This window comes from Nocardioides hwasunensis, from assembly GCF_014779665.1.
Classification (GTDB): domain Bacteria; phylum Actinomycetota; class Actinomycetes; order Propionibacteriales; family Nocardioidaceae; genus Nocardioides; species Nocardioides hwasunensis.
On the sequence record NZ_JACXYY010000003.1, the window covers coordinates 39,684 to 59,038 of the forward strand.

The window sequence follows — 19,355 nt, forward strand, 5'->3', positions numbered from 1 at the left end:
GATAGACATCCTCGACGAGGCAGCCGGACACGCCCGGCTGCACGGACTCCGCACGTGAGACGAGGACGAGGGTGCCGCAGCTGCATGACGAGACGGGGGAGGAGACGTACGCCGTCCTCGACGGCTTACGGCTCCACGACCCCTCCCGGCGGGGCTTCGCCTCGGACAACAGCTCGGGAGTGCACCCCGAAGTGCTCCGGGCCCTCGCGCAGGCCAACGGCGGCCACCAGCCGGCGTACGGCGCCGACGTCTACACGCAGCGCCTGCAGGCCGAGCTGGCGGACGTTTTCGGAGTGGACGTCGACATCTTCGCGGTGTTCAACGGGACCGGCGCCAACGTGCTGGCCCTGCAGGCGCTGCTGCCGCGGTGGGGCGCGGTCGTGTGTGCGCGCACGGCCCACATCAACGTCGACGAGAACGGTGCTCCCGAGCGCGTCGGCGGGATGAAGCTGCTGCCGGTGGAGACGCCGGACGGCAAGCTCACGCCCGAGCTCCTCGATCGGGAGGCCTGGGGGTGGGGCGACGAGCACCGCGCGCAGCCGCTGGCCGTCTCGATCACCCAGACCACCGAGCTGGGCACCTGCTACCGCCCGGACGAGATCGCTGACCTGGCCGCGCACGCGCACGAGCTGGGCATGAAGGTCCACGTGGACGGTGCCCGCCTGGCGAACGCGGCCGCCTGGCTCGACGTACCCGTGCGGGCCTTCACCGCCGACGCCGGTGTCGACATCCTGACCTGGGGCGGCACCAAGAACGGCCTGGTGTTCGGTGAGTGCGTGGTGTCCTTCGACCCGGGGCTCGGTGAGTCCCTGCGCTACCTGCGCAAGATGGACATGCAGCTCGCGTCGAAGTCACGGTTCGTGGCGGCGCAGCTCCTCGCGATGCTGGACGACGACCTGTGGTTGCGCTCGGCCCGCCACGCCAACGCGATGGCGACCCGCCTGCGGCGTGGGGTCGACCTCCTGCCGGCCGTCGAGGTGACGCAGCCGACGCAGAGCAACGGGGTCTTCGCGATCCTGCCGCCGGGCGTGGCGGACCGCCTGCGGCAGCGGTTCGCGTTCCACGACTGGGACGCCGCCCGGCGCGAGGTGCGCTGGATGTGCTCGTTCGACACGACCGAGCAGGACGTCGACGACTTCCTGGCGGCGCTCGAGGAGGAGCTGGTGCGTGACGGGGGATGAGGCGAGCCGCCTAACCGTATCGGCGAACTCACGGATAATGACATAATGTCAGTTATCGGCGATATGGTCAGGCAGGAATGAGGCGCGCTGACATCGTGGAGCCCCTGAGCCATCCGGTGACCCAGGAGCTCCACGGTCTGCTGTCGTCACGGATCTGTTGGTTCCGGCGCGCGCCAACGTGCCCACGTCGATCCGGCAGAACGGGGTGCCGGTGCGCCACTCACCCGTCGCCGACCTCGACGCGGTCCTCGAGGCGTGGCTGGCCGAGAACGCGGAGGGCACGGCGGTGGTGATCTCCGCGAGAGACGACCGAGCCGGGCTGCGGTCCGGGGCACGGGTGCGGTGGCTCCCGCCCGAGCTGGCGAAGGGTCTCGAGTTCGACCTCGTCGTCCTGGTCGAGCCGGAGACCTTCGGCGGCGGCATCACCGGCGCCGTCGACCGCTACGTCGCGATGACCCGCGCCACCCAGCAGCTCGTGGTGCTCACCGACTGACCTGGCGGCCGACGGGCACCCGAGGGGTGTGTCGGCCGCACGGCCGGTCCGCGACCATCGTGCGATGCCCGAGGGACACACGATCCACCGCCTCGCCCGCCGCCACGCCCGGCTGCTCGGCGGACACCACGTGTCCGCCGACAGTCCGCAGGGGCGCTTCGAGGACGGCGCCGCGCTGCTGGACGGCCGCCAGCTCGCGGCGACGGACGCCTGGGGCAAGCACCTGTTCCACCGCTACGACGACCTGTGGCTGCACGTCCACCTCGGTCTCTACGGCAAGTTCCGCGACGGGTCGCTCCCCGCTCCACTCCCCCGCGGCGCGCTCCGGCTCCGGCTGCTCGGCGGCGGCCACTGGCTCGAGCTGCGCGGCCCCACGGCCTGCGAGGTGCTGACCGACGAGGAGAGGACGCTGGTCCTGGGCCGGCTCGGCCCCGATCCGCTGCGTCGGCGGCCCGACGTGGACGCCTTCGTCGCTCGTGTGCTGCGCAGCCGCGCGCCGATCGCCACGCTCCTCATGGACCAGTCCGTCGTGGCAGGCGTCGGCAACATCTACCGCGCCGAGGTGCTGTTCCGACAGCGCCTCGACCCGTTCCGTCCCGGGCGCGAGCACGACTCGGCCGTCCTCCACGCGGTGTGGGACGACCTCGTCGTGCTGCTGCGTGCCGGTGTGCGGGCCGGGCGCATCGTCACCACCCTGCCCGCCGACCGTGAGCGCCCCGCCGGTCGTCCACTCAGGGTCGACGCGCACTACGTCTACGGACGCTCCGAGCTCCCCTGTCGCATCTGCGGGACTCCCGTCGTGGACGCCCAGATCGCCGCCCGCCGGCTCTTCTGGTGCCCGGTCTGCCAGGCCTGACGCCTGCCGTCACCCGGCGACGTACGCCTTGAGGTGCTTGCCGGTCAGCGTCGGCCTCTTCGCCGCGACCATCGCCGCGGGCGATCCCTCGAAGACCACCGTGCCGCCGTCGTGGCCGGCGCCCGGACCGATGTCGATGATCCAGTCGGCATGCGCCATGACCGCCTGGTGGTGCTCGATGACGATCACCGACTTCCCGGACTCGACGAGCCGGTCCAGCAGGCCGAGCAGGTTCGCCACGTCGGCGAGGTGGAGGCCGGTGGTGGGCTCGTCGAGGATGTAGACGTCGCCCTTGTCGCCCATCTGCACGGCGAGCTTGAGCCGCTGCCGCTCGCCGCCGGACAGGGTCGTCAGCGGCTGTCCGAGGGTGATGTAGCCCAACCCGACGTCGACGAGACGCTCGAGGATCTTCACCGCTGCCGCGATCTTCGCCTCGCCGTCGCTGAAGTGCGCGAGCGCGTCGGTCACCGACATCTCGTGGACCTCGGCGATGTCCTTGCCGCCCAGCGTGTGCTCCAGCACCTCTGCCTTGAACCGCCGGCCCTCGCACTCCTCGCACGGCGACTCCACCGTCGCCATCGGACCGAGCTCGGTGAAGATGACGCCGGCGCCGTTGCAGGTGGAGCAGGCACCCTCGGAGTTGGAGCTGAAGAGCGCCGGCTTGACGCCGTTGGCCTTGGCGAACGCCTTGCGGATCGGCTCCAGGAGCCCGGTGTACGTCGCCGGGTTGCTGCGGCGGGAGCCCTTGATCGCACCCTGGTCGATCACGATGACGTCCTCGCGACCGGCGAGCGAGCCGTGGATCAACGAGCTCTTTCCCGACCCCGCCACACCGGTGACGACGGTCAGCAGCCCGAGCGGGACGTCGACGTCGACGTCCTTGAGGTTGTGCGTGCTGGCGCCTCGCACCTCCATCTGCCCGGTGGCCTCACGCACGACGTCCTTGAGCCGGGCGCGGTCGTCGAGGTGCTGGCCGGTGACCGTGCCGCTCGCTCGCAGACCCTCGACGTCGCCCTCGAAGCAGATCTCACCGCCACCGGAACCGGCGGCCGGACCGATGTCGACGACGTGGTCCGCGATGGCGATGGTCTCGGGCTTGTGCTCCACGACGAGCACCGTGTTGCCCTTGTCTCGCAGCTGGAGGAGGAGGTCGTTCATCCGCTCGATGTCGTGCGGGTGCAGGCCGATCGTCGGCTCGTCGAAGACATAGGTGACGTCGGTCAGGGACGACCCGAGGTGGCGGATCATCTTGGTGCGCTGGGCCTCGCCGCCCGAGAGGGTGCCGGCCGGACGGTCCAGCGAGAGGTAGCCGAGCCCGATCTCGGAGAACGAGTCCAGCAGGTGCTGGAGGCCCTTGAGCAGGGGTGCGACCGAGGGCTCGTCCAGGTCGCGGACCCAGTCGGCGAGGTCGCTGATCTGCATCTCGCAGAGGTCGGCGATCGACGCGCCGGCGATCTTCGACGAGCGCGCCTCGGGCGTGAGGCGGGTGCCCTCGCAGTCGGGACAGGTCTGGAAGGTCACCGCCCGGTCGACGAAGCGCCGGATGTGCGGCTGCATCGCCTCGGGGTCCTTGGAGAGGATGGACTTCTGGATCTGCGGGATCATGCCGGTGAAGGTGAGGTTGACGCCCTCGACCTTGAGCTTGGTCGGCTCCGACCACAGCATCGTGTCGAGCTGCTTCTTGGTGAACGACTTGATCGGCTTGTCCATCGGCAGGCCCATGCCCTCGAAGAGCCGGCCGTACCAGCCGTCCATCGAGTAGCCGGGCACCGTCAGCGCGCCGTCGCTGAGCGACTTCTCGTCGTCGTAGAGCGCGGTGAGGTCGATGTCGTTGACCTTCCCCATCCCCTCGCAGCGCGGGCACATGCCGCCGAGGTAGACCTCCTGCTTGGCGATCCGTCGCTCGGTGCGGCCGCCCTTCTCGGTGGTCATCATCCCGCTCGCCTTGCGGGTCGGGACGTTGAAGGAGTACGCCGTCGGCGGCCCGACGTACGGGTCACCGAGCCGGCTGAACAGGATCCGCAGCATCGCGTTGGCGTCGGTCGCGGTGCCGACCGTCGAGCGTGGGTTCGCCCCCATCCGCTCCTGGTCGACGATGATCGCGGTGGTCAGGCCCTCGAGGTGGTCGACGTCGGGCCGGGCGAGCGAGGGCATGAACCCCTGCACGAAGGCGCTGTAGGTCTCGTTGATCATCCGCTGCGACTCCGCCGCGATCGTCGCGAAGACCAGCGAGCTCTTGCCGGACCCGGACACGCCTGTGAAGACCGACAACCGCCGCTTCGGCAGGTCCACCGACACGTTCTTCAGGTTGTTCTCCCGCGCGCCCTCGACCCGGATCAGGTCGTGGTCGTCGGCCGGGTGCGTGGTGCTCATCGCTGCGCGTCTCCTGGGTGTCTCGTCCGCCCGCTGGCGCGGGCAATCCTGCCACCACGACGAACGGGGGGCACCCGGTGTGACCGGCCACCTCCGTGGGGATGGGGCAGGAGGTTTGGCGCGCGTGCCAGTGTCGAGGCCATGACGACTCACGACGACCAGCACCACGACCAGCACGAGGACCAGATCGGCACCGTCGCCGAGATCATGAAGGACACCCGCATCGCGGTGCTCACCTACCTCGCAGGCGACGGCTCGCTCGTCTCCACCCCGATGGGCACCCAGGACTTCGAGCACCCGGGCACCGTGTGGTTCCTGACCGAGCGCGACACCGACAAGGTGCGGGCGATCCAGGCCGACCCGCGGGTCAACGTGGCCTATGCCAGCGACGAGGGCTGGGTGTCCCTCACCGGCACCGCCCGCGTCAACGAGGACCGCGAGAAGCTGAAGCAGCTGTGGGACCTGTCGGCCGGGGCGTTCATGACCGGCGGCCCGGAGGACGAGTCCAACGTGCTGCTCGAGGTCACCGGCACCTCCGCGGAGTACTGGGACACCCCCGGCAAGGTCACCTCGGTCATCGAGATCGCCAAGGGTCTCGTCGGCCGCGGCACGCCCGACCTGGGCGACAACGACACCGTCGCGCTCTGAGAGGCGTCCGGTGCTCGTCGAGGCGCACGGACCGGCCAGCGCCGATGAGGCGTGGCGACGGTTCACCACCCCCGCCACGTGGCCGGTCTGGGCGCCACTGATCCGCGGGGTCGACGCCTCCGACGAGCACCTCGAGGTCGGCACCGCCGGGCGTGTGCACGGACCCGCAGGTGTCGCAGTGGACTTCGAGGTCACCCGTCTCGACGCGGAGCTGCGCTCCTGGTCCTGGCGCGTCGGGCGGGGGCCCGTCACCACGGTCATGGATCATCACGTGGTGGCCGCCGCCGGTGTCGGTTGCCGGGCGTTCCTGCGGGTTCCAGGTCCGTCCGCGACCCTGCTCCAGCCCTACCGGCTCCCCGCGGCCGCGGCGCTTCGCGGACTGGTGCGCGACCGCAACGGGCTCGGCGCGCCTGAGGAGAGCGTCGCGACCTTCGACTTCGCCTTCGCCCCGTCGTACGCCGCTGCCGCGCGGCCGTTCGGCATCACACCGCGCACGACCACCGTCGAGGTCGGGCCCGCGTGGCTCTACGTGCGCTACGGGCCGTGGCGGCTGGTCACGCCGCGCGCCAACATCGCCTCCACCGAGGTGACGGGTGGCTTCGCCTGGCCGAAGACGGCCGGACCGCCCCACCTGTCGTTCGCCGACCGCGGGATCTCCTTCACCACCAACGGCGAGCGTGCCGTCTGCCTCACCTTCCACGAACCTGTGTCCGCCATCGACCCCACAGCATCGATCACGCACCCCAACGCGACCGTCTCGGTCGCGGACCCCGAGGGGCTCGCTGATGCGCTCGGAGCACCGGCGACGTAGTGCCTCAGCCTCGCGACACCGCGAGGCCCAGCCACGCGGCCAGCGCCCTCAGCTCGCGGTCGACCCGCCGACGGCGGGCCTTCGACCACTCACCGTCCTCGTGGATCGCGTCCACCACGAGCACGCCGGCATCGCGGTCCGCAGTCGCGTCGATCTTGCCGACGAGCTCGTCCCCGTCGAGGACGGGCATCGCCCAGTAGCCCCACTGTCGCTTGGCGGCAGGCTTGTACATCTCCAGCTGGTAGTCGAACCCGAAGAGCTCCTCCATCCGCAACCGGTCGAACACCAGCCGGTCCAACGGCGAGAGGATCGCGGCGCGGCCCTCGAACGACCCGAGGTCGTCGAGGCGGTCCGGGTCCACGCGCCAGGTCCCCCGCACGCCGTCGACGCGGGCCGCGACGCCCGTGCCGCGCACGTCGTAGGGCTCCTCCCACGCCTCGAGCGCCCGCGGCCGCGCGACACCGAGCGCGCGCAGCCGGCGCGCCGCCAACGTGTGGTGGGCCTCCTCGGCGGGCACGGCGGGATCACCCGGGTGGATTCGCTCGGCCAGGTCCCACCGTCGCTCCCGACCCTCGCGTGAGGCCACCGCCACCTCACCGCGCGACTCGAGGCACTCGAGCAGCTTCATGACGCTCTTGTTGTTGGTCCACCCGCTCGAGCGCCACGGCACCTCGCAGGTGTCCGGGAGGTCGCGCGCCGCCGTGGGCCCCTCCGCGCGCAGGAAGGCCAGGACGTCGCGCCGGCAGTCGTCGTTGGCTGCGACCCAGTCCCGGACGTCCTCCTGCCACTCCTTCAGCGGCGGCTCACCCGGCCAGGCGGCCATGTCGGCGGCGAACAGGGCGATGTCCTCGCTCGGCCGGAGCATGGCCTTGTGCTCGACGAGGGCGCCGTTGCCCACGAGCTCCTCGAGGTCCTCGGGCTCGAAGCGGTCGCCGATCCGGCTCCACAGGGCGAGGTCGACGTGCGGGGCGACGACCCGGGTCAGGTCGACCTGCAGGAAGCCGAGGCGACGCACCGTCTCGAGGACGTCGGTGGGACGACGTGCGTCGAGCAGCTGGGCCCGTACGGCGATCCGGCGCGCCTGCGCCGGGGACAGCACGAGGTCGTCAGCCATGGGGCGATCCTAGGTGGAACCTGCGCCTGCATGACCGGGCCAGGCCGGCATGGCCCGATCGGGTGGTTCATGCCCCAGATCAGGCAATCCTGACGTGGTTCGGTCCCCGGCTCGCCCATCCGGTGCCACCCTCGAGGACGAACAACCAGTGAACGGGAAGACGTTCACCTCTCGGATCACCAAGCTGTGGGGGCTTCACCATGTGGGACACCGTCGAGACCAGCAGGGAGCACCTCTCGCACGACCTGCCGTGCACCGGGTGCGGCCACGGCCGGCACACCTACCTGCCGTGCTCGGACACGTGCGACTGCGCGCACGGCCGCGACCGCGTGCTCAGCGCCGTCTGAGGCGCCGGCGCAGCTTCTGCCCCGCGTTCTCGTGCGGGGGCGGCTTGCCCTGCTCGTCGAGCTCGTAGGTCGCCACCTTGGCCAGCCGGGGTCGCTCGTGGTCGTCCTCCACCGTCCCGGTGACCCACCACATGCGCAGGCTCGGGCCGGCCAGCTGGAGACAGGCCAGGTTGTTGTCGAACCACGGGCCCTCGGCGTATCGCCAGTGCAGCGGCGGGTCGGGCACCTTCGCCGACTTCGACACGAGCCGCCCGAGCGGGCCGGCGACGCCGTACGACAGCACGGCCGTCGCGAAGCGCATGTTGCGCGAGAGCGGGTTGCGGATCGGTGAGCAGACCGCCTGCAGGACGGTCGAGCGCAGCGCTCTGCCGCGGCGGGCCGGCCGGGCCTCGCTGACGTAGCTGTGGTGCACGTCGCCGGACAGGAACGTCACGGTGGACGGTGCCGTGCCCCGCTCCCCCGCCGCGACCTCCATCGCCTGGCGCGCGACGGCCTGGAAGCTGGCCTGGAAGGCGCCCCAGTGCTCGAGGTCGACCAGCGTGCGCATCTTCTCGCCGAAGCGTGCGCCTCGATCGCCCCAGGTGCCCTCGGTCAGCGCCTCGCTGAACGCCTCGAGGTGGTGCAGGCCGCGGGCGAGGAGGAACGGCAGGGACGTGCCGATCAGCAGGTGGTCGACGTCACCGCGCAGCTGCTCGTCGAGCCAGGCCGCCTCGTCGTCGTCGAGCAGCGCACGACGCTCGGGGTCGAGCTGGCGGGCTGCGCGCGAGTCGACCACCACCAGGCGCGCCTGGGTGTCGAACTCGCGCGTGTAGCTCCAGCGGTAGGTCTCCGGCTGCTGGTCGACCCGCTCGGCGAACGCGTCGATGACCTCGCCGAGGTCGAGCTCGTCGTGACCCTCGTGCGCCAGGATCTTGGCGTACAGCTCGTCCTCGCGTCGCTCGGCCGGCGAGAGGTTGCCGAGGTGCTGGTGCACCCAGTAGGAGCCGAGGCCGGCGACGATGCGACCGTGCCACCACGAGGTCGCCTCCATCTCCTCACGCCACGCCTGCGAGGTGTTCCAGTCGTCGCGGATGTCGTGGTCGTCGAAGATCATCGCCGTCGACACCGTGGAGAGCAGCCACCGGTTCGCGGGGTCGGACCACGCGAGCGCGTAGAGGTGGGCGTACTCCTCGTAGTCGCGCAGCTCGGTCCAGGGCGGCTGCTCGATGTCGCGGCGCGACTCGATGAAGGCGCGCATCTCGTCGGTCGTCTCGTCGGCGTAGACCTGGTCGCCGAGGAACAGGAGCAGGTCCGGCAGCCGATCCGGAGCGAGGTCGGGGTCGTCGGGATCGGTCGGATCGACGTGGTCGGCCACGCGCAGTGCCCAGGCGCGCAGCGCGTCGACGCCGTGCTCGTCGTTGCCCTTCGCGTCGTGGGACACCGACGTGCGGCAGGAGCCGAAGGCCAGGCTGAGCGGGCGTCCGGGCTCGAGCGTCGAGATGACCGGTGCCGGGAAGTCGGAGCCGGGGTCGGGCCACACCATCGCGCCCTCGATGTCGACCGTGTAGGGCTCGCTCGACCCGGGCGTGAGTCCGTCGAGCTCGACCAGGGCGTAGTGGTGACCGTGCACGGCGAAGGTCCGCGCGCTAGCGGTGGACCGACCACAGGTCACGGTGACGGTCGTGTGGTCGCGTGTCTCGACCCAGATCGCCGCGGAGGTGTCGTCGACGTACCTCAGCAGCGGGCCGAGCACGAGCGCGCTGCCGCCCGAGGAGCCGCTCACGGCTGGAGGAGGACCTTGATCGCGCGGCGCTCGTCCATGGCGCGGTAGCCCTCGGCCGCCTCGGACATCGGCAGCGTGAGGTCGAAGACCCGGCCCGGGTCGATCGCACCGGAGAGCACCCGCTCGAGCAGGTCGGGGAGGTAGCGGCGCACGGGCGCCACGCCCCCGGCGAGGCCGATGTTCTTCTGGAACATCCGGCGCACGGGCGGCTCCACGCCGTGCGGCACGCCGACGAACCCGACCGTCGATCCCGGCCGGGCGACGGCGAAGGCGGTCGACATGGCGGCGTCGGTGCCGACGCACTCGAGCACCGCGTCGGCGCCGACGCCGCGGGTGAGCTCGGCGACGATCGCCTCGCCCTCCTCGCCGCGCTCGGCGACGACGTCGGTGGCCCCGAAGGCTCGGGCGATCTCCTGGCGCGACTCGTGGCGCGACATCGCGATCACCCGCTCGGCGCCCATCTGGGCGGCGGCCAGGACGCCGCTGAGGCCGACCGCACCGTCCCCCACGACGACCGCGGTGCCGCCGGGCCTCACCCCGGCCGCGACGGCGGCGTGCCAGCCGGTGGCCATCACGTCGGACAGGGCGAGCAGCGACGGGATCAGGTGGTCGTCGGGCATCCCGTCGGTGGCGACCAGGCTGCCGTCGGCCTGCGTCACCCGGGCGTACTCCCCCTGGCCGCTCTGGGTCATGCCGAGGTTGGTGCAGGCGGACTGCACGCCGGCCACGCAGTGGGCGCAGGTGTTGTCGCAGTGGCAGAACGGGACGATGACGAAGTCACCGACCCTGGTCGACGAGACGGCCGATCCCACCTCCTCGACGATGCCCACGCACTCGTGCCCGATGGTGCTGCCGGCCCGCACCGGGTTCTCGCCACGGTAGGGCCACAGGTCCGATCCGCAGATGCAGCCGGCGACCACCTTCACGATCGCGTCGGTCGGCTCCTCGATGGTGGGATCCGGCACCTCCTCGAAGCGGATGTCACCGGGGGCGTGGATCGTGGTTGCGCGCATGTCGGCGATCCTGCCACGACCACCTGCGCGACCCGCCAGCAGGCCGACTGGCTTTATCTCATATCTGAGATACCTTGGTCGGCATGGCTGACTACAAGGGTCGCATCGGCAACCTCATCCGCGACGCCCGCAAGCACCGCGGTCTCACCCAGCACCAGCTCGCCGACCTCCTCGGCACGAGCCAGAGTGCCATCAACCGCATCGAGAAGGGCCACCAGAACCTGTCGCTCGAGATGCTGGCGCGCATCGGCGCCGCACTCGACTCCGAGATCGTCGCGCTCGGCGCCGGTCCCACCCACCTGCGCGTCGACGGCCCGACGACGCTCTCGGGATCGATCGACGTCAAGACCTCCAAGAACGCCGGTGTCGCGCTGCTGTGTGCCTCGCTGCTCAACAAGGGCCGCACCACGCTGCGCAAGGTCGCCCGGATCGAGGAGGTCAACCGGCTCCTCGAGGTGCTGAACTCCCTCGGAGTCGTGACCCGCTGGGTCGGCACCGAGAACGACCTCGAGATCATCCCGCCGGCAGAGCTCGACCTGTCCCAGATCGACGAGGGCGCCGCCCGTCGCACCCGCTCGGTGATCATGTTCCTCGGCCCGCTCCTGCACCGCGTCGAGGAGTTCGAGCTGCCCTATGCCGGCGGCTGCAACCTCGGCACCCGCACCGTGGAGCCCCACATGTCGGCCCTGCGTCCCTTCGGCCTCGAGGTGAAGGCGACCGACGGTGCCTACCACGCGCGCGTGAACCGCGCCATCGAGCCCGGGAGGCCCATCGTGCTCACCGAGCGCGGCGACACGGTCACCGAGAACGCGCTCATGGCCGCCGCGCTGCACCCGGGCACCACGGTCATCCGCAACGCCTCGTCGAACTACATGGTGCAGGACCTGTGCTTCTACCTCCAGAGGCTCGGCGTCGAGGTCGAGGGCATCGGCACGACGACGCTCACGGTCACGGGCAAGGAGTCCATCGACGTCGACGTCGACTATGCCCCCTCCGAGGACCCGATCGAGGCGATGTCGCTGCTGGCCGCCGCCATCGTCACCCGGTCCGAGATCACCATCCGGCGGGTCCCGATCGAGTTCCTCGAGATCGAGCTGGCGACGCTGGAGGAGATGGGGTTCCGCTACGACCGGTCCGAGGAGTACGTCGCCTCCAACGGGGAGACCCGCCTGGTCGACATCACCACGCATCCCTCCGAGCTGCGCGCGCCGCTCGACAAGATCCACCCGATGCCCTTCCCGGGCCTCAACATCGACAACCTGCCGTTCTTCGCCGTCATCGCCGCCGTGGCCGACGGGCAGACCCTGCTCCACGACTGGGTCTACGAGAACCGCGCGATCTACCTCACCGAGCTCAACAAGCTCGGCGCCCAGGTCAAGCTGCTCGACCCACACCGGGTGCTGGTCGAGGGACCGACGCACTTCTCAGGTGCCGAGATCGTCTGCCCGCCGGCGTTGCGCCCGGCCGTGGTGCTGCTGATCGCGATGCTCGCCTCGAAGGGCCGCAGCGTGCTGCGCTCGACGTACGTCATCCACCGCGGCTACGAGGACCTCGCCGAGCGGCTCAACGAGCTCGGGGCCAACATCGAGACCTTCCGCGACATCTGAGGTCTCGAGGCTCAGCCGAACAAGGTCTCCACCCAGGCGCGCGACTGCTTGCCCACGGTCGGGGGCGCGGTCATGTCGGCGGTGATCCTCGGCATCGGCGCGGTGTGCTGGCCGGCATTGCGGTGCCAGTCGTTCTCCGCCTCGACCAGGAGGCCGAGGTCGGCGCGCGAGAGGAACACTCCGTGACCCTCGGGGCACTGAGCGACCGTGGCCTGGCCGAGGGTCCGCTCGGCCATCTCGACACCGCATCGGGGGCAGCTCATGCTCTCCATCCCATGACGGTACCGCCCGGGCCCATACTTCTCGGGTGAACTCACCGGCCCCACCCACATCGGGGTACCTCGACGCGCCCCGGCCCCTCGCGTTCGCCCACCGCGGTGGGGCCTATCACCCCGACATCGAGGGCCTGGAGAACACCCTGGCGGCCTTCCGTCACGCCGTCTCGCTCGGCTACGGCTTTCTCGAGACCGACGTCCACGTCACCAGGGACGGAGTGCTGCTCGCCTTCCACGACACCGTGCTCGACCGGGTGACCGACCGGACCGGCAGCATCGGGGACGCGACGTACGCCGAGGTGCAGCAGGCGCTCATCGGCGGCCGCGAGCCCGTGCCGACCCTGGCCGAGCTCTTCGACGCCTTCCCGGACGCCCGATTCAACATCGACCTCAAGTCCGAGGGCGCGGTCGAGGGGCTCGCGTCGTTCATCGAGGAGCGCGGCGCGTGGGACCGGGTGCTGGTCGGGTCGTTCTCCCCGCGTCGGATGGAGGCCTTCCGGCGCCGCACGGACGGGCGTGTCGCCACGTCCGCGCACCCGCTCGAGGTCGTCGCGTTCGTCATCTCCCCCAGCGGCCGCCTGGCCCGGCTGCTGACCCGCGGCAAGCCGGTCGCGCTGCAGGTCCCGCACCGTCGCGGGCGCTTCGTGGTGGTCACGCGCGGGCTCGTCCGCCGCGCCCGCGCGGGCGGCCTGCAGGTGCACGTGTGGACGATCGACGACCCGATCGAGATGAACACCCTCCTGGACCGCGGTGTCGACGGCATCATGACTGATCGCACGGACATACTCAGGGACGTGCTCCGCGCGCGCGGACAGTGGCACGGTCCGGCCGAGGGCCGCGAGAAGGGTGAGGCATGAACGACGTGACCGGCAGCATTGCGAACCTCGAGCCGCTGGCGCAGGCGCGGGAGCAGAAGGCCTGGTACTGGTACGACTGGGCCAACAGCGCGTTCGTGACGACCGTCAGCACGGTGATGTTCGCGCCCTACATCATCTCCGTGGCCAAGGACGCCGCCGTCGACGACCGCGTCTCGCTGGTCGGCATCTCGGTCGCGCCCGGGGCGCTGCCCTCGTTCCTCATCACGTTCGCCACCATCCTCTCCGCGCTCCTGCTGCCGCCGCTCGGCGCGCTGATGGACCGCACCCCGAACAAGCGCAGGTGGCTGGGTGGCTTCGCCTGGACCGGCGCGGCGTTCGGGTCGCTGCTCTGGTTCTGCCGGGACGGCAACTGGCAGATCGGCGCGGTCGCGATCATCGGGGCGAACCTCTGCCTGGCCGCGTCCATGGTCGTCAACGACTCGATCCTGCCGCTCATCTCCGACGAGGAGAACCGCGACCGGGTCTCCTCCCGCGGCTGGGCCTGGGGCTACCTCGGTGGCGGCCTCCTGCTGGTGGTCAACCTGGCGCTCTTCACGATGCTGCCGTTCGGGCTGACCGAGGGCGAGGCCACCCGCATCAGCATGCTCTCGGCGTGCGTGTGGTGGGCCGGGTTCACCTTCATCCCCTACCTGCGGCTCCAGGACCACCCGCCGGCCGACGTCGAGCGCGTCGAGGGCAACGTCGTCGCGCGCAGCTTCGGTCAGCTCTTCGCCACGCTGCGCGACATGAAGAACTACCCGATGGCACTGACGTTCCTGCTCGCCTACCTGTTCTTCAACGACGGGATCCAGACCGTGATCGCGTCGTCGTCGACGTACGGCTCGGAGGAGCTCGGCTTCGGACAGTCGGTGCTCATCGCCACGATCCTCCTCGTGCAGTTCGTCGCCTTCGGCGGCGCGCTCATCTTCGGTCGGCTGGCCGGCCGGTTCGGTGCCAAGCACACGATCCTCGGTGGCCTGGTGGTCTGGATGGTCATCGTGACCGCCGCCCTCTTCCTCCCGCGGGAGTCGCTCATCCCGTTCCTGCTGCTGGGCTTCGCGATCGGCATCGTGCTCGGCGGCACCCAGGCGCTGGCACGGTCCTACTACTCGCTGCTGATCCCGAAGGGCAAGGAGGCGGAGTACTTCAGCTTCTACCACGCGATGGACCGAGGGACCTCCTGGTTCGGCACGCTGGTGTTCGGTCTCGTCTACCAGCTCACCGACTCCTACCGGCCGGCGATCTTCGCGCTCATCGCCTTCTTCGTCCTGGGCGGCCTGCTGTTGATGCGGGTGGACACGGCGCGTGGGATCCGCGACGCCGGCAACGCGGTGCCGGCGGTCATCTGACGTCCGCGGCCGCCCGCTCACGAGGGTGGCTCAGGCTGGGTGCACCCCTGGGGGTGAGGTTGGTCTCGCCTGAGCGTGGCGCGTCCGCCCGTGAATCCGCGGAATGTGGGCCGCCCCGCTACCGTTGAAGGATCAGCAGGGCCGTGACACCCGTCGCCACGAGCGGCAATCCGATCGGCCCGGTCATCCCGAACACAACACAACGGGGTCAGCAAACAACTGGAGGTGGGCACGGTGGCGGAGCGCACACTACGTGGCGCAAGGCTGGGCGGCCAGAGCTTTGAGGACGAGCGCGGCATCGAGTTCGCGGCGCGTCAGCAGGTCGGATACCGCTGCGAGCACGGGCACGAGTTCGAGGTGACGATGTCGGTCGAGGCCGACATCCCCGCGAAGTGGGAGTGCCCCCGGTGTGGGGCCGAGGCACTCAGCACGGCGGGCATCCTTCCGGAAGAGAAGGCCGAGAAGCCGGTCCGCACGCACTGGGACATGCTCCTCGAGCGTCGCTCGGAGAAGGAGCTCGAGGACATCCTCAAGGAGCGCCTGGAGCTGCTGCGCGGCGGCGAGATCGGCCCCGCGCACCTGCACCGCGCCAACAAGAAGAAGCGCGTCAGCTAGATCCTCTCGGTGAGGTGATCGCGCCTCACTCGACGACGTCGCCCCGGACCACTGGCCCATCGCCACCCGGTCCGGGGCGATCGCCATTTCCGGGCGCTGCACCCGGGCCGAACCCGGGCCGGAAGCCGGGGCCGAAGCCGGCCCCGAACGGTCCCCCGAGCGTCGGCGCCTCGACGAGGCGCCGCTCCACCACCGAGGTGAGCAGCCGACGCGCCACCGGTCGGGTAAAGGGAAGGATCAGCACGAGTCCGACCACGTCGAGCAGGAAGCCGGGCAGCAGGATCAGCCCGCCTCCGAGCAGCACCAGCATGCCGTCGGCGATCTCCCGTGCGGGCATCCGTCCGGCCTGCAGCGCCTCGCGCAGCGCGCGCCAGGCACGGCCGCCCTCGCGCCTGACGAGCCACGCGCCGAGCACCGAGCCGGCCAGCAGGAGGGCGATGGTCCACCACGGGCCGACCAGGCCGCCGACCTGCACGATCGTCCAGATCTCGGCGAGCGGCACGGCGACGAGCGCCAGGGCGACCACCGGACGTACCCATCCACGGCGGCGCCGTTGCGGGACGCCTCGGGGCACCTGGGGTTGGCTCACGCGGTGCGCCTCCTCCTGCCCAGCTGGGCGCGCCGCTCGGAGAGCCCCCAGCGGGTGATCAGCTTGAGCGACTCGCTCGCGACCTGGCCACTCATCTTGGAGTCGCCGCGGACGCGCTCGATGAACTCGATCGGCACCTCGGTGAGCCGCAGGCCGCGCGTGACGGTGCGGTAGGCGAGGTCGGTCTGGAACACGTATCCAGTAGACAGCACCGACCCAAGGTCGATGGCCTCGAGCGTGGTGCGCCGGAAGAGCCGGAAACCCGCGGTCGCGTCCTTGACCTTGATCCCGAGCAGGAGCCGGACGTAGAGGTTGCCCCCGCGCGACAGGGCCAGTCGCTGGAGGGGCCAGTTCACCACCGACCCGCCGGGCACGTAGCGGGAGCCGATCACCAGGTCGGCGGTGTGGAGCGCCTCGAGGAGGCGGTGCAGCTGCTCGGGCTGGTGGGAACCGTCAGCATCCATCTCGCCGATCACGTCGTAGCCGGCGTCGAGGGCCACGGCGAAGCCGTTGAGGTAGGCGGCGCCGAGTCCGGCCTTCTCCGTGCGGTGCACGACCGAGATCGCGTCGTCCCCGGCGGCCAGCCTGTCGGCGATGTCACCGGTGCCGTCGGGGCTGTTGTCGTCGACGATCATCACGTCGACCCCCGGCTCGGCTGCGCGGAGCCGACCCACGATCCACTCGAGGTTGTCGGACTCGTTGTAGGTCGGGATGACCATGACGACGCGGCCGAGCCCTTCGACACTCACGTGGGACTACCTCGATCCGGTGCTGATGGGGGTGGTGGGGACGACGCTGCGGCTGCGACGTCGCCGACGACGATAGGTGAAAGTGACGACCGCCGTGTGCACGACGAGGAACATCAGCACCAGTCGCGAGGGCCACACCCCGAGGCGCACCGCCGGCGTGATGGTCGAGCTGAGCCCCACCTGCTCGACCAGGACCTCCTGGCCCCGCGCGGGCACCGACGCCACGACGCTGCCGTCCGGACGTACGACGCCCGAGATGCCGTTGATGGCCGCGACGACCACCCAGCGTCCGGTCTCTTGCGCGCGGAGCCGGCTGATCTCGAACTGCTGGGCGAGCTGGCCGGTGCGGCTGAACATCGCGTTGCTGGTCTGCACGGTGACCAGCTGGGCGCCGCGGGCGACCTGCCCGCCGATCCCCTCGTCGTAGGCCACGTCGAAGCAGATGGCGTCGGCGATCCGCAGCCCCGCGACTCGGAGGGGCTCCAGGCTGGTGCCGCGGACCATGTCGCGCGGCACCTCGTTGAGCCGGCCATAGGTCGAGGGCATCAGGCTGTTGCCGCGGAAGGGGATGTACTCGCCGTAGGGCACCGGGTGCCGTTTGGTGTAGCGGTCGCCACCGCCCAGGCCCGGCTGGAAGACGATTCCCTGGTTGAGCACCTGGGTGTCGTCGAGCGGGTTGGTGTTGGTGCCGCCGACGACGATCGGCACCCCGATCGCGTCTGAGGCCGCGACGATGCCGGCGTGCACCTGGGTGTCGAGGAAGGGGTCGACGGCGGTGGAGTTCTCCGGCCACACGACGAAGTCGGGCAGCGGCTGGTCACCTGCGGCGACCGCGTCCGCGAGGTCCTCCGTCAGGCGCACGTGGTTGGCGGTCACCTCGCGGTGGACGGCCGGGACGTTGAGGCCCGTGCCGGGGACGTCGCCCTGCACCGCCGCGACGGTGGACGTGCCGGTCTCGTCGACGGGGAACGACAAGATCGCCGGGAGGAGGCTGACGACGACGAGTGATCCCACGGCGCCGACGACGCGGCGGGAGGGACGCGGACGCTCGATCAGCAGCCACGCGATCGTCGTACCGGTCAGTGCGACCAGGAAGGTCACGCCGGTCATCCCGATCCACGGGAGTGCGTCGGCCCACGGTGTGTCGGCGGTCGCGTAGGCGAGCCGGCCGAACGGCATGCCGCTGAACGGCCACCCGCTGCGCCAGGTCTCGATGCCGGTCCACCACAGGGCGGCCCACACCGGCCAGAGCCGCAGGCGCATGCTCCAGGCGAGGCCGAGACCCAGCGGGACGAAGAACGCCGCCTCGACGGCGCACATGGCGATCCAGGCGTCCGTGCCGACCGAGCGCATCCAGACCATGACGGCGTAGACGAACCCGACGCCGAACACCAGGCTCGGGATCCAGGCGCGTCCCGGACGCAGGCCGTGCACGGTGAGCATGAGCGTGGCGATGCCGACGGGCAGCAGTGCGGCCCAGCCGATCGGCTCGAACGCGGCTGCCAGGAGGAGTCCGCCCACGAGGGCGAGGAGGCAGCGCAGCGGCACGATCGAACCGTAGCCGACCGCCCTCAGCCTGCAGCGGTGCGGGAGGAACGGCGGGACTTCGGACCAACGCACGACCGCCTGGCTGACGATCGCACGGAGTTGTCTACGGCCCCGTGGTTCCTCCCGCATCCAGCCCCCGCGGAGCACCGCCGACGAGTCGCGCGACCTGGGGCATCGCTGGCTCCACGATCCCCATGTCGTACTCCCCACTGCCGGTGGCGCGATCCGCGGGCTGCACAGGCGGACCCCGGAACCCTCCCGCGCGACGCGGATGGTGTCAACACGGTCCTGACCTGCGCCGATGCGCGAAACTGCAGGTCAGCGCGGGGGCGTCTGCACGAAAGTCGACCAGACAATTTTGACAGCTTTCGGCGTGTCGCCGCGGACACGCCGACCGTGTGTGTCAGCTGCGGTCGCGAGCCCGTCCGAAGTCGGTCCGGAGCCACTCCGCCAGGTCCGGCGCCGGCGGATACCGCCGCTCGGCGGGTCCGCCCGTCGCGACGCTGTCCATCCGTTCGAGGGAGAAGAGCCGCCAGTCCGCCCGGTCGTGGTCGAACGCCAGCACGCTCCAGCGGCCGCGCGCGTAGAGACACCGGATCGAGTCGACGGTCCGGTGGGTCCGCACGTCGTGCTGGTCGTTGTAGTCGAAGCGGACGAGCGCCCCGTCGACCGACGCCCGGGTGAGCACGGACAGGTCACGTCCGGCCGGGGTGGTCGGCTCTCCCAGGGCGACGACCTCGCTCGCACCAGCGACCTGCGCGACACGGTCGGCGAGCCGGCGAGGGAGCACCCGCTGCAGCTTGACCAGGGCGCGGGAGCCGGCGTCAGAGCCCAGGTCGCCCTCGACCATCCGCAACCCGGTCACGAGTGCGACGACCTCGTCGTCGTCGAGCACCAGCGGCGGCATCCGCGACCCCGCGACCAGTTGGTAGTGCCCACCCGGTCCGGGCTTGCCGACCACCTCGTAGCCGAGGGACCCGAGCCGGTGCAGGTCGCGGCGCAAGGTCCGCGCGCTGGTGCCCAGACGCTCCGCGAGCTCGGTGGCGGGCCAGGTCGCGCGGGCCTGGAGCAGCACCAGCAGCTCGAGTGTGCGCACAGTGGGGTCGGACGTGGCCATGGGACCACCGTCGCACAGATTGTGGACAGGATTCGGCCACATCCGGCGCTA

Annotated in this window: 19 protein-coding genes; 10 read left to right on the top strand and 9 right to left on the bottom strand. The window is 70.8% G+C overall.

Annotated elements, in window-relative coordinates; all coding sequences use genetic code 11:
• Window positions 1-71 precede the first annotated feature (71 nt).
• The 3 genes from IEZ25_RS07300 to IEZ25_RS07310 all read left to right on the top strand — a co-directional run bounded on the left by IEZ25_RS07300 (window position 72) and on the right by IEZ25_RS07310 (window position 2,530).
• Window positions 72-1,181 (top strand): threonine aldolase family protein, encoded by a 1,110-nt coding sequence (locus tag IEZ25_RS07300; RefSeq protein ID WP_318152094.1) that lies wholly within the window; start codon window positions 72-74, stop codon window positions 1,179-1,181.
• 178 nt (window positions 1,182-1,359) lie between these two features.
• Window positions 1,360-1,674, top strand: coding sequence for an ATP-binding domain-containing protein (locus IEZ25_RS07305; RefSeq protein ID WP_224748664.1), 315 nt, complete (start codon window positions 1,360-1,362; stop codon window positions 1,672-1,674).
• Window positions 1,675-1,738: 64 nt separating this feature from the next.
• Window positions 1,739-2,530, top strand: coding sequence for an Fpg/Nei family DNA glycosylase (locus IEZ25_RS07310; RefSeq protein WP_191198769.1), 792 nt, complete (start codon window positions 1,739-1,741; stop codon window positions 2,528-2,530).
• 9 nt (window positions 2,531-2,539) lie between these two features.
• Here the strand turns inward: IEZ25_RS07310 and IEZ25_RS07315 are convergent, their stop codons facing one another.
• Window positions 2,540-4,903, bottom strand: a complete 2,364-nt coding sequence (locus tag IEZ25_RS07315; RefSeq protein ID WP_191198770.1) for an ATP-binding cassette domain-containing protein — start codon at window positions 4,901-4,903, stop codon at window positions 2,540-2,542.
• Window positions 4,904-5,044: 141 nt separating this feature from the next.
• On the opposite strand from IEZ25_RS07315, the gene IEZ25_RS07320 reads away from it, so the two are divergent.
• Together IEZ25_RS07320 and IEZ25_RS07325 are read left to right on the top strand one after the other, a co-directional pair.
• Complete coding sequence (locus IEZ25_RS07320) at window positions 5,045-5,551, top strand: pyridoxamine 5'-phosphate oxidase family protein (protein ID WP_191198771.1); 507 nt, start codon at window positions 5,045-5,047, stop codon at window positions 5,549-5,551.
• A 10-nt stretch (window positions 5,552-5,561) separates the two neighbouring features.
• Window positions 5,562-6,362, top strand: coding sequence for an SRPBCC family protein (locus tag IEZ25_RS07325; RefSeq protein WP_191198772.1), 801 nt, complete (start codon window positions 5,562-5,564; stop codon window positions 6,360-6,362).
• Window positions 6,363-6,366: 4 nt separating this feature from the next.
• Here IEZ25_RS07325 and IEZ25_RS07330 read toward each other — a convergent pair whose 3' ends face one another.
• Complete coding sequence (locus tag IEZ25_RS07330; protein WP_191198773.1) at window positions 6,367-7,476, bottom strand: DNA glycosylase AlkZ-like family protein; 1,110 nt, start codon at window positions 7,474-7,476, stop codon at window positions 6,367-6,369.
• A 200-nt stretch (window positions 7,477-7,676) separates the two neighbouring features.
• Between IEZ25_RS07330 and IEZ25_RS07335 the strand changes: the two genes are divergently transcribed.
• Window positions 7,677-7,823, top strand: coding sequence for a hypothetical protein (locus IEZ25_RS07335; RefSeq protein ID WP_191198774.1), 147 nt, complete (start codon window positions 7,677-7,679; stop codon window positions 7,821-7,823).
• Here the strand turns inward: IEZ25_RS07335 and IEZ25_RS07340 are convergent.
• A complete protein-coding gene (locus tag IEZ25_RS07340) occupies window positions 7,810-9,585 on the bottom strand; it encodes an alkaline phosphatase D family protein (protein ID WP_318152095.1) in 1,776 nt (591 codons plus the stop codon). The genes IEZ25_RS07335 and IEZ25_RS07340 overlap by 14 nt on opposite strands.
• On the bottom strand, window positions 9,582-10,598 hold the full coding sequence (locus tag IEZ25_RS07345; RefSeq protein WP_191198775.1) for a zinc-dependent alcohol dehydrogenase family protein: 1,017 nt from the start codon (window positions 10,596-10,598) through the stop codon (window positions 9,582-9,584). The genes IEZ25_RS07340 and IEZ25_RS07345 overlap by 4 nt, the downstream gene beginning before the upstream one ends.
• An 83-nt stretch (window positions 10,599-10,681) precedes the next feature.
• Here IEZ25_RS07345 and IEZ25_RS07350 point away from each other — a divergent pair, with 83 nt between their 5' ends.
• On the top strand, window positions 10,682-12,205 hold the full coding sequence (locus IEZ25_RS07350; protein ID WP_191198776.1) for a helix-turn-helix domain-containing protein: 1,524 nt from the start codon (window positions 10,682-10,684) through the stop codon (window positions 12,203-12,205).
• A gap of 11 nt (window positions 12,206-12,216) precedes the next feature.
• Here the strand turns inward: IEZ25_RS07350 and IEZ25_RS07355 are convergent, their stop codons facing one another.
• Window positions 12,217-12,468 carry a TFIIB-type zinc ribbon-containing protein gene (locus IEZ25_RS07355; RefSeq protein WP_191198777.1) on the bottom strand — a complete coding sequence of 84 codons (252 nt, stop codon included), beginning with the start codon at window positions 12,466-12,468 and terminating at the stop codon, window positions 12,217-12,219.
• 44 nt (window positions 12,469-12,512) lie between these two features.
• Here IEZ25_RS07355 and IEZ25_RS07360 point away from each other — a divergent pair, with 44 nt between their 5' ends.
• The 3 genes from IEZ25_RS07360 to IEZ25_RS07370 all read left to right on the top strand — a co-directional run bounded on the left by IEZ25_RS07360 (window position 12,513) and on the right by IEZ25_RS07370 (window position 15,301).
• Window positions 12,513-13,337: a glycerophosphodiester phosphodiesterase gene (locus IEZ25_RS07360; protein WP_191198778.1), complete on the top strand. Its 825-nt coding sequence runs from the start codon at window positions 12,513-12,515 to the stop codon at window positions 13,335-13,337.
• Entirely contained in the window at window positions 13,334-14,686 is a 1,353-nt protein-coding gene (locus IEZ25_RS07365) for an MFS transporter (protein ID WP_191198779.1), read from the top strand. The genes IEZ25_RS07360 and IEZ25_RS07365 overlap by 4 nt, the downstream gene beginning before the upstream one ends.
• 234 nt (window positions 14,687-14,920) lie before the next feature.
• A complete protein-coding gene (locus tag IEZ25_RS07370; RefSeq protein ID WP_191198780.1) occupies window positions 14,921-15,301 on the top strand; it encodes an RNA polymerase-binding protein RbpA in 381 nt (126 codons plus the stop codon).
• 25 nt (window positions 15,302-15,326) lie between these two features.
• Here IEZ25_RS07370 and IEZ25_RS07375 read toward each other — a convergent pair whose 3' ends face one another.
• The 4 genes from IEZ25_RS07375 to IEZ25_RS07390 form a co-directional block, all read right to left on the bottom strand.
• Window positions 15,327-15,890, bottom strand: a complete 564-nt coding sequence (locus IEZ25_RS07375; RefSeq protein WP_318152096.1) for an FxsA family protein — start codon at window positions 15,888-15,890, stop codon at window positions 15,327-15,329.
• Complete coding sequence (locus IEZ25_RS07380) at window positions 15,887-16,609, bottom strand: polyprenol monophosphomannose synthase (RefSeq protein ID WP_191199221.1); 723 nt, start codon at window positions 16,607-16,609, stop codon at window positions 15,887-15,889. The genes IEZ25_RS07375 and IEZ25_RS07380 overlap by 4 nt, the downstream gene beginning before the upstream one ends.
• 36 nt (window positions 16,610-16,645) lie before the next feature.
• On the bottom strand, window positions 16,646-18,187 hold the full coding sequence (gene lnt / locus IEZ25_RS07385) for an apolipoprotein N-acyltransferase (protein WP_191198781.1): 1,542 nt from the start codon (window positions 18,185-18,187) through the stop codon (window positions 16,646-16,648).
• A 403-nt stretch (window positions 18,188-18,590) separates the two neighbouring features.
• Window positions 18,591-19,304, bottom strand: coding sequence for a helix-turn-helix transcriptional regulator (locus IEZ25_RS07390; RefSeq protein WP_191198782.1), 714 nt, complete (start codon window positions 19,302-19,304; stop codon window positions 18,591-18,593).
• Window positions 19,305-19,355: the final 51 nt, after the last annotated feature.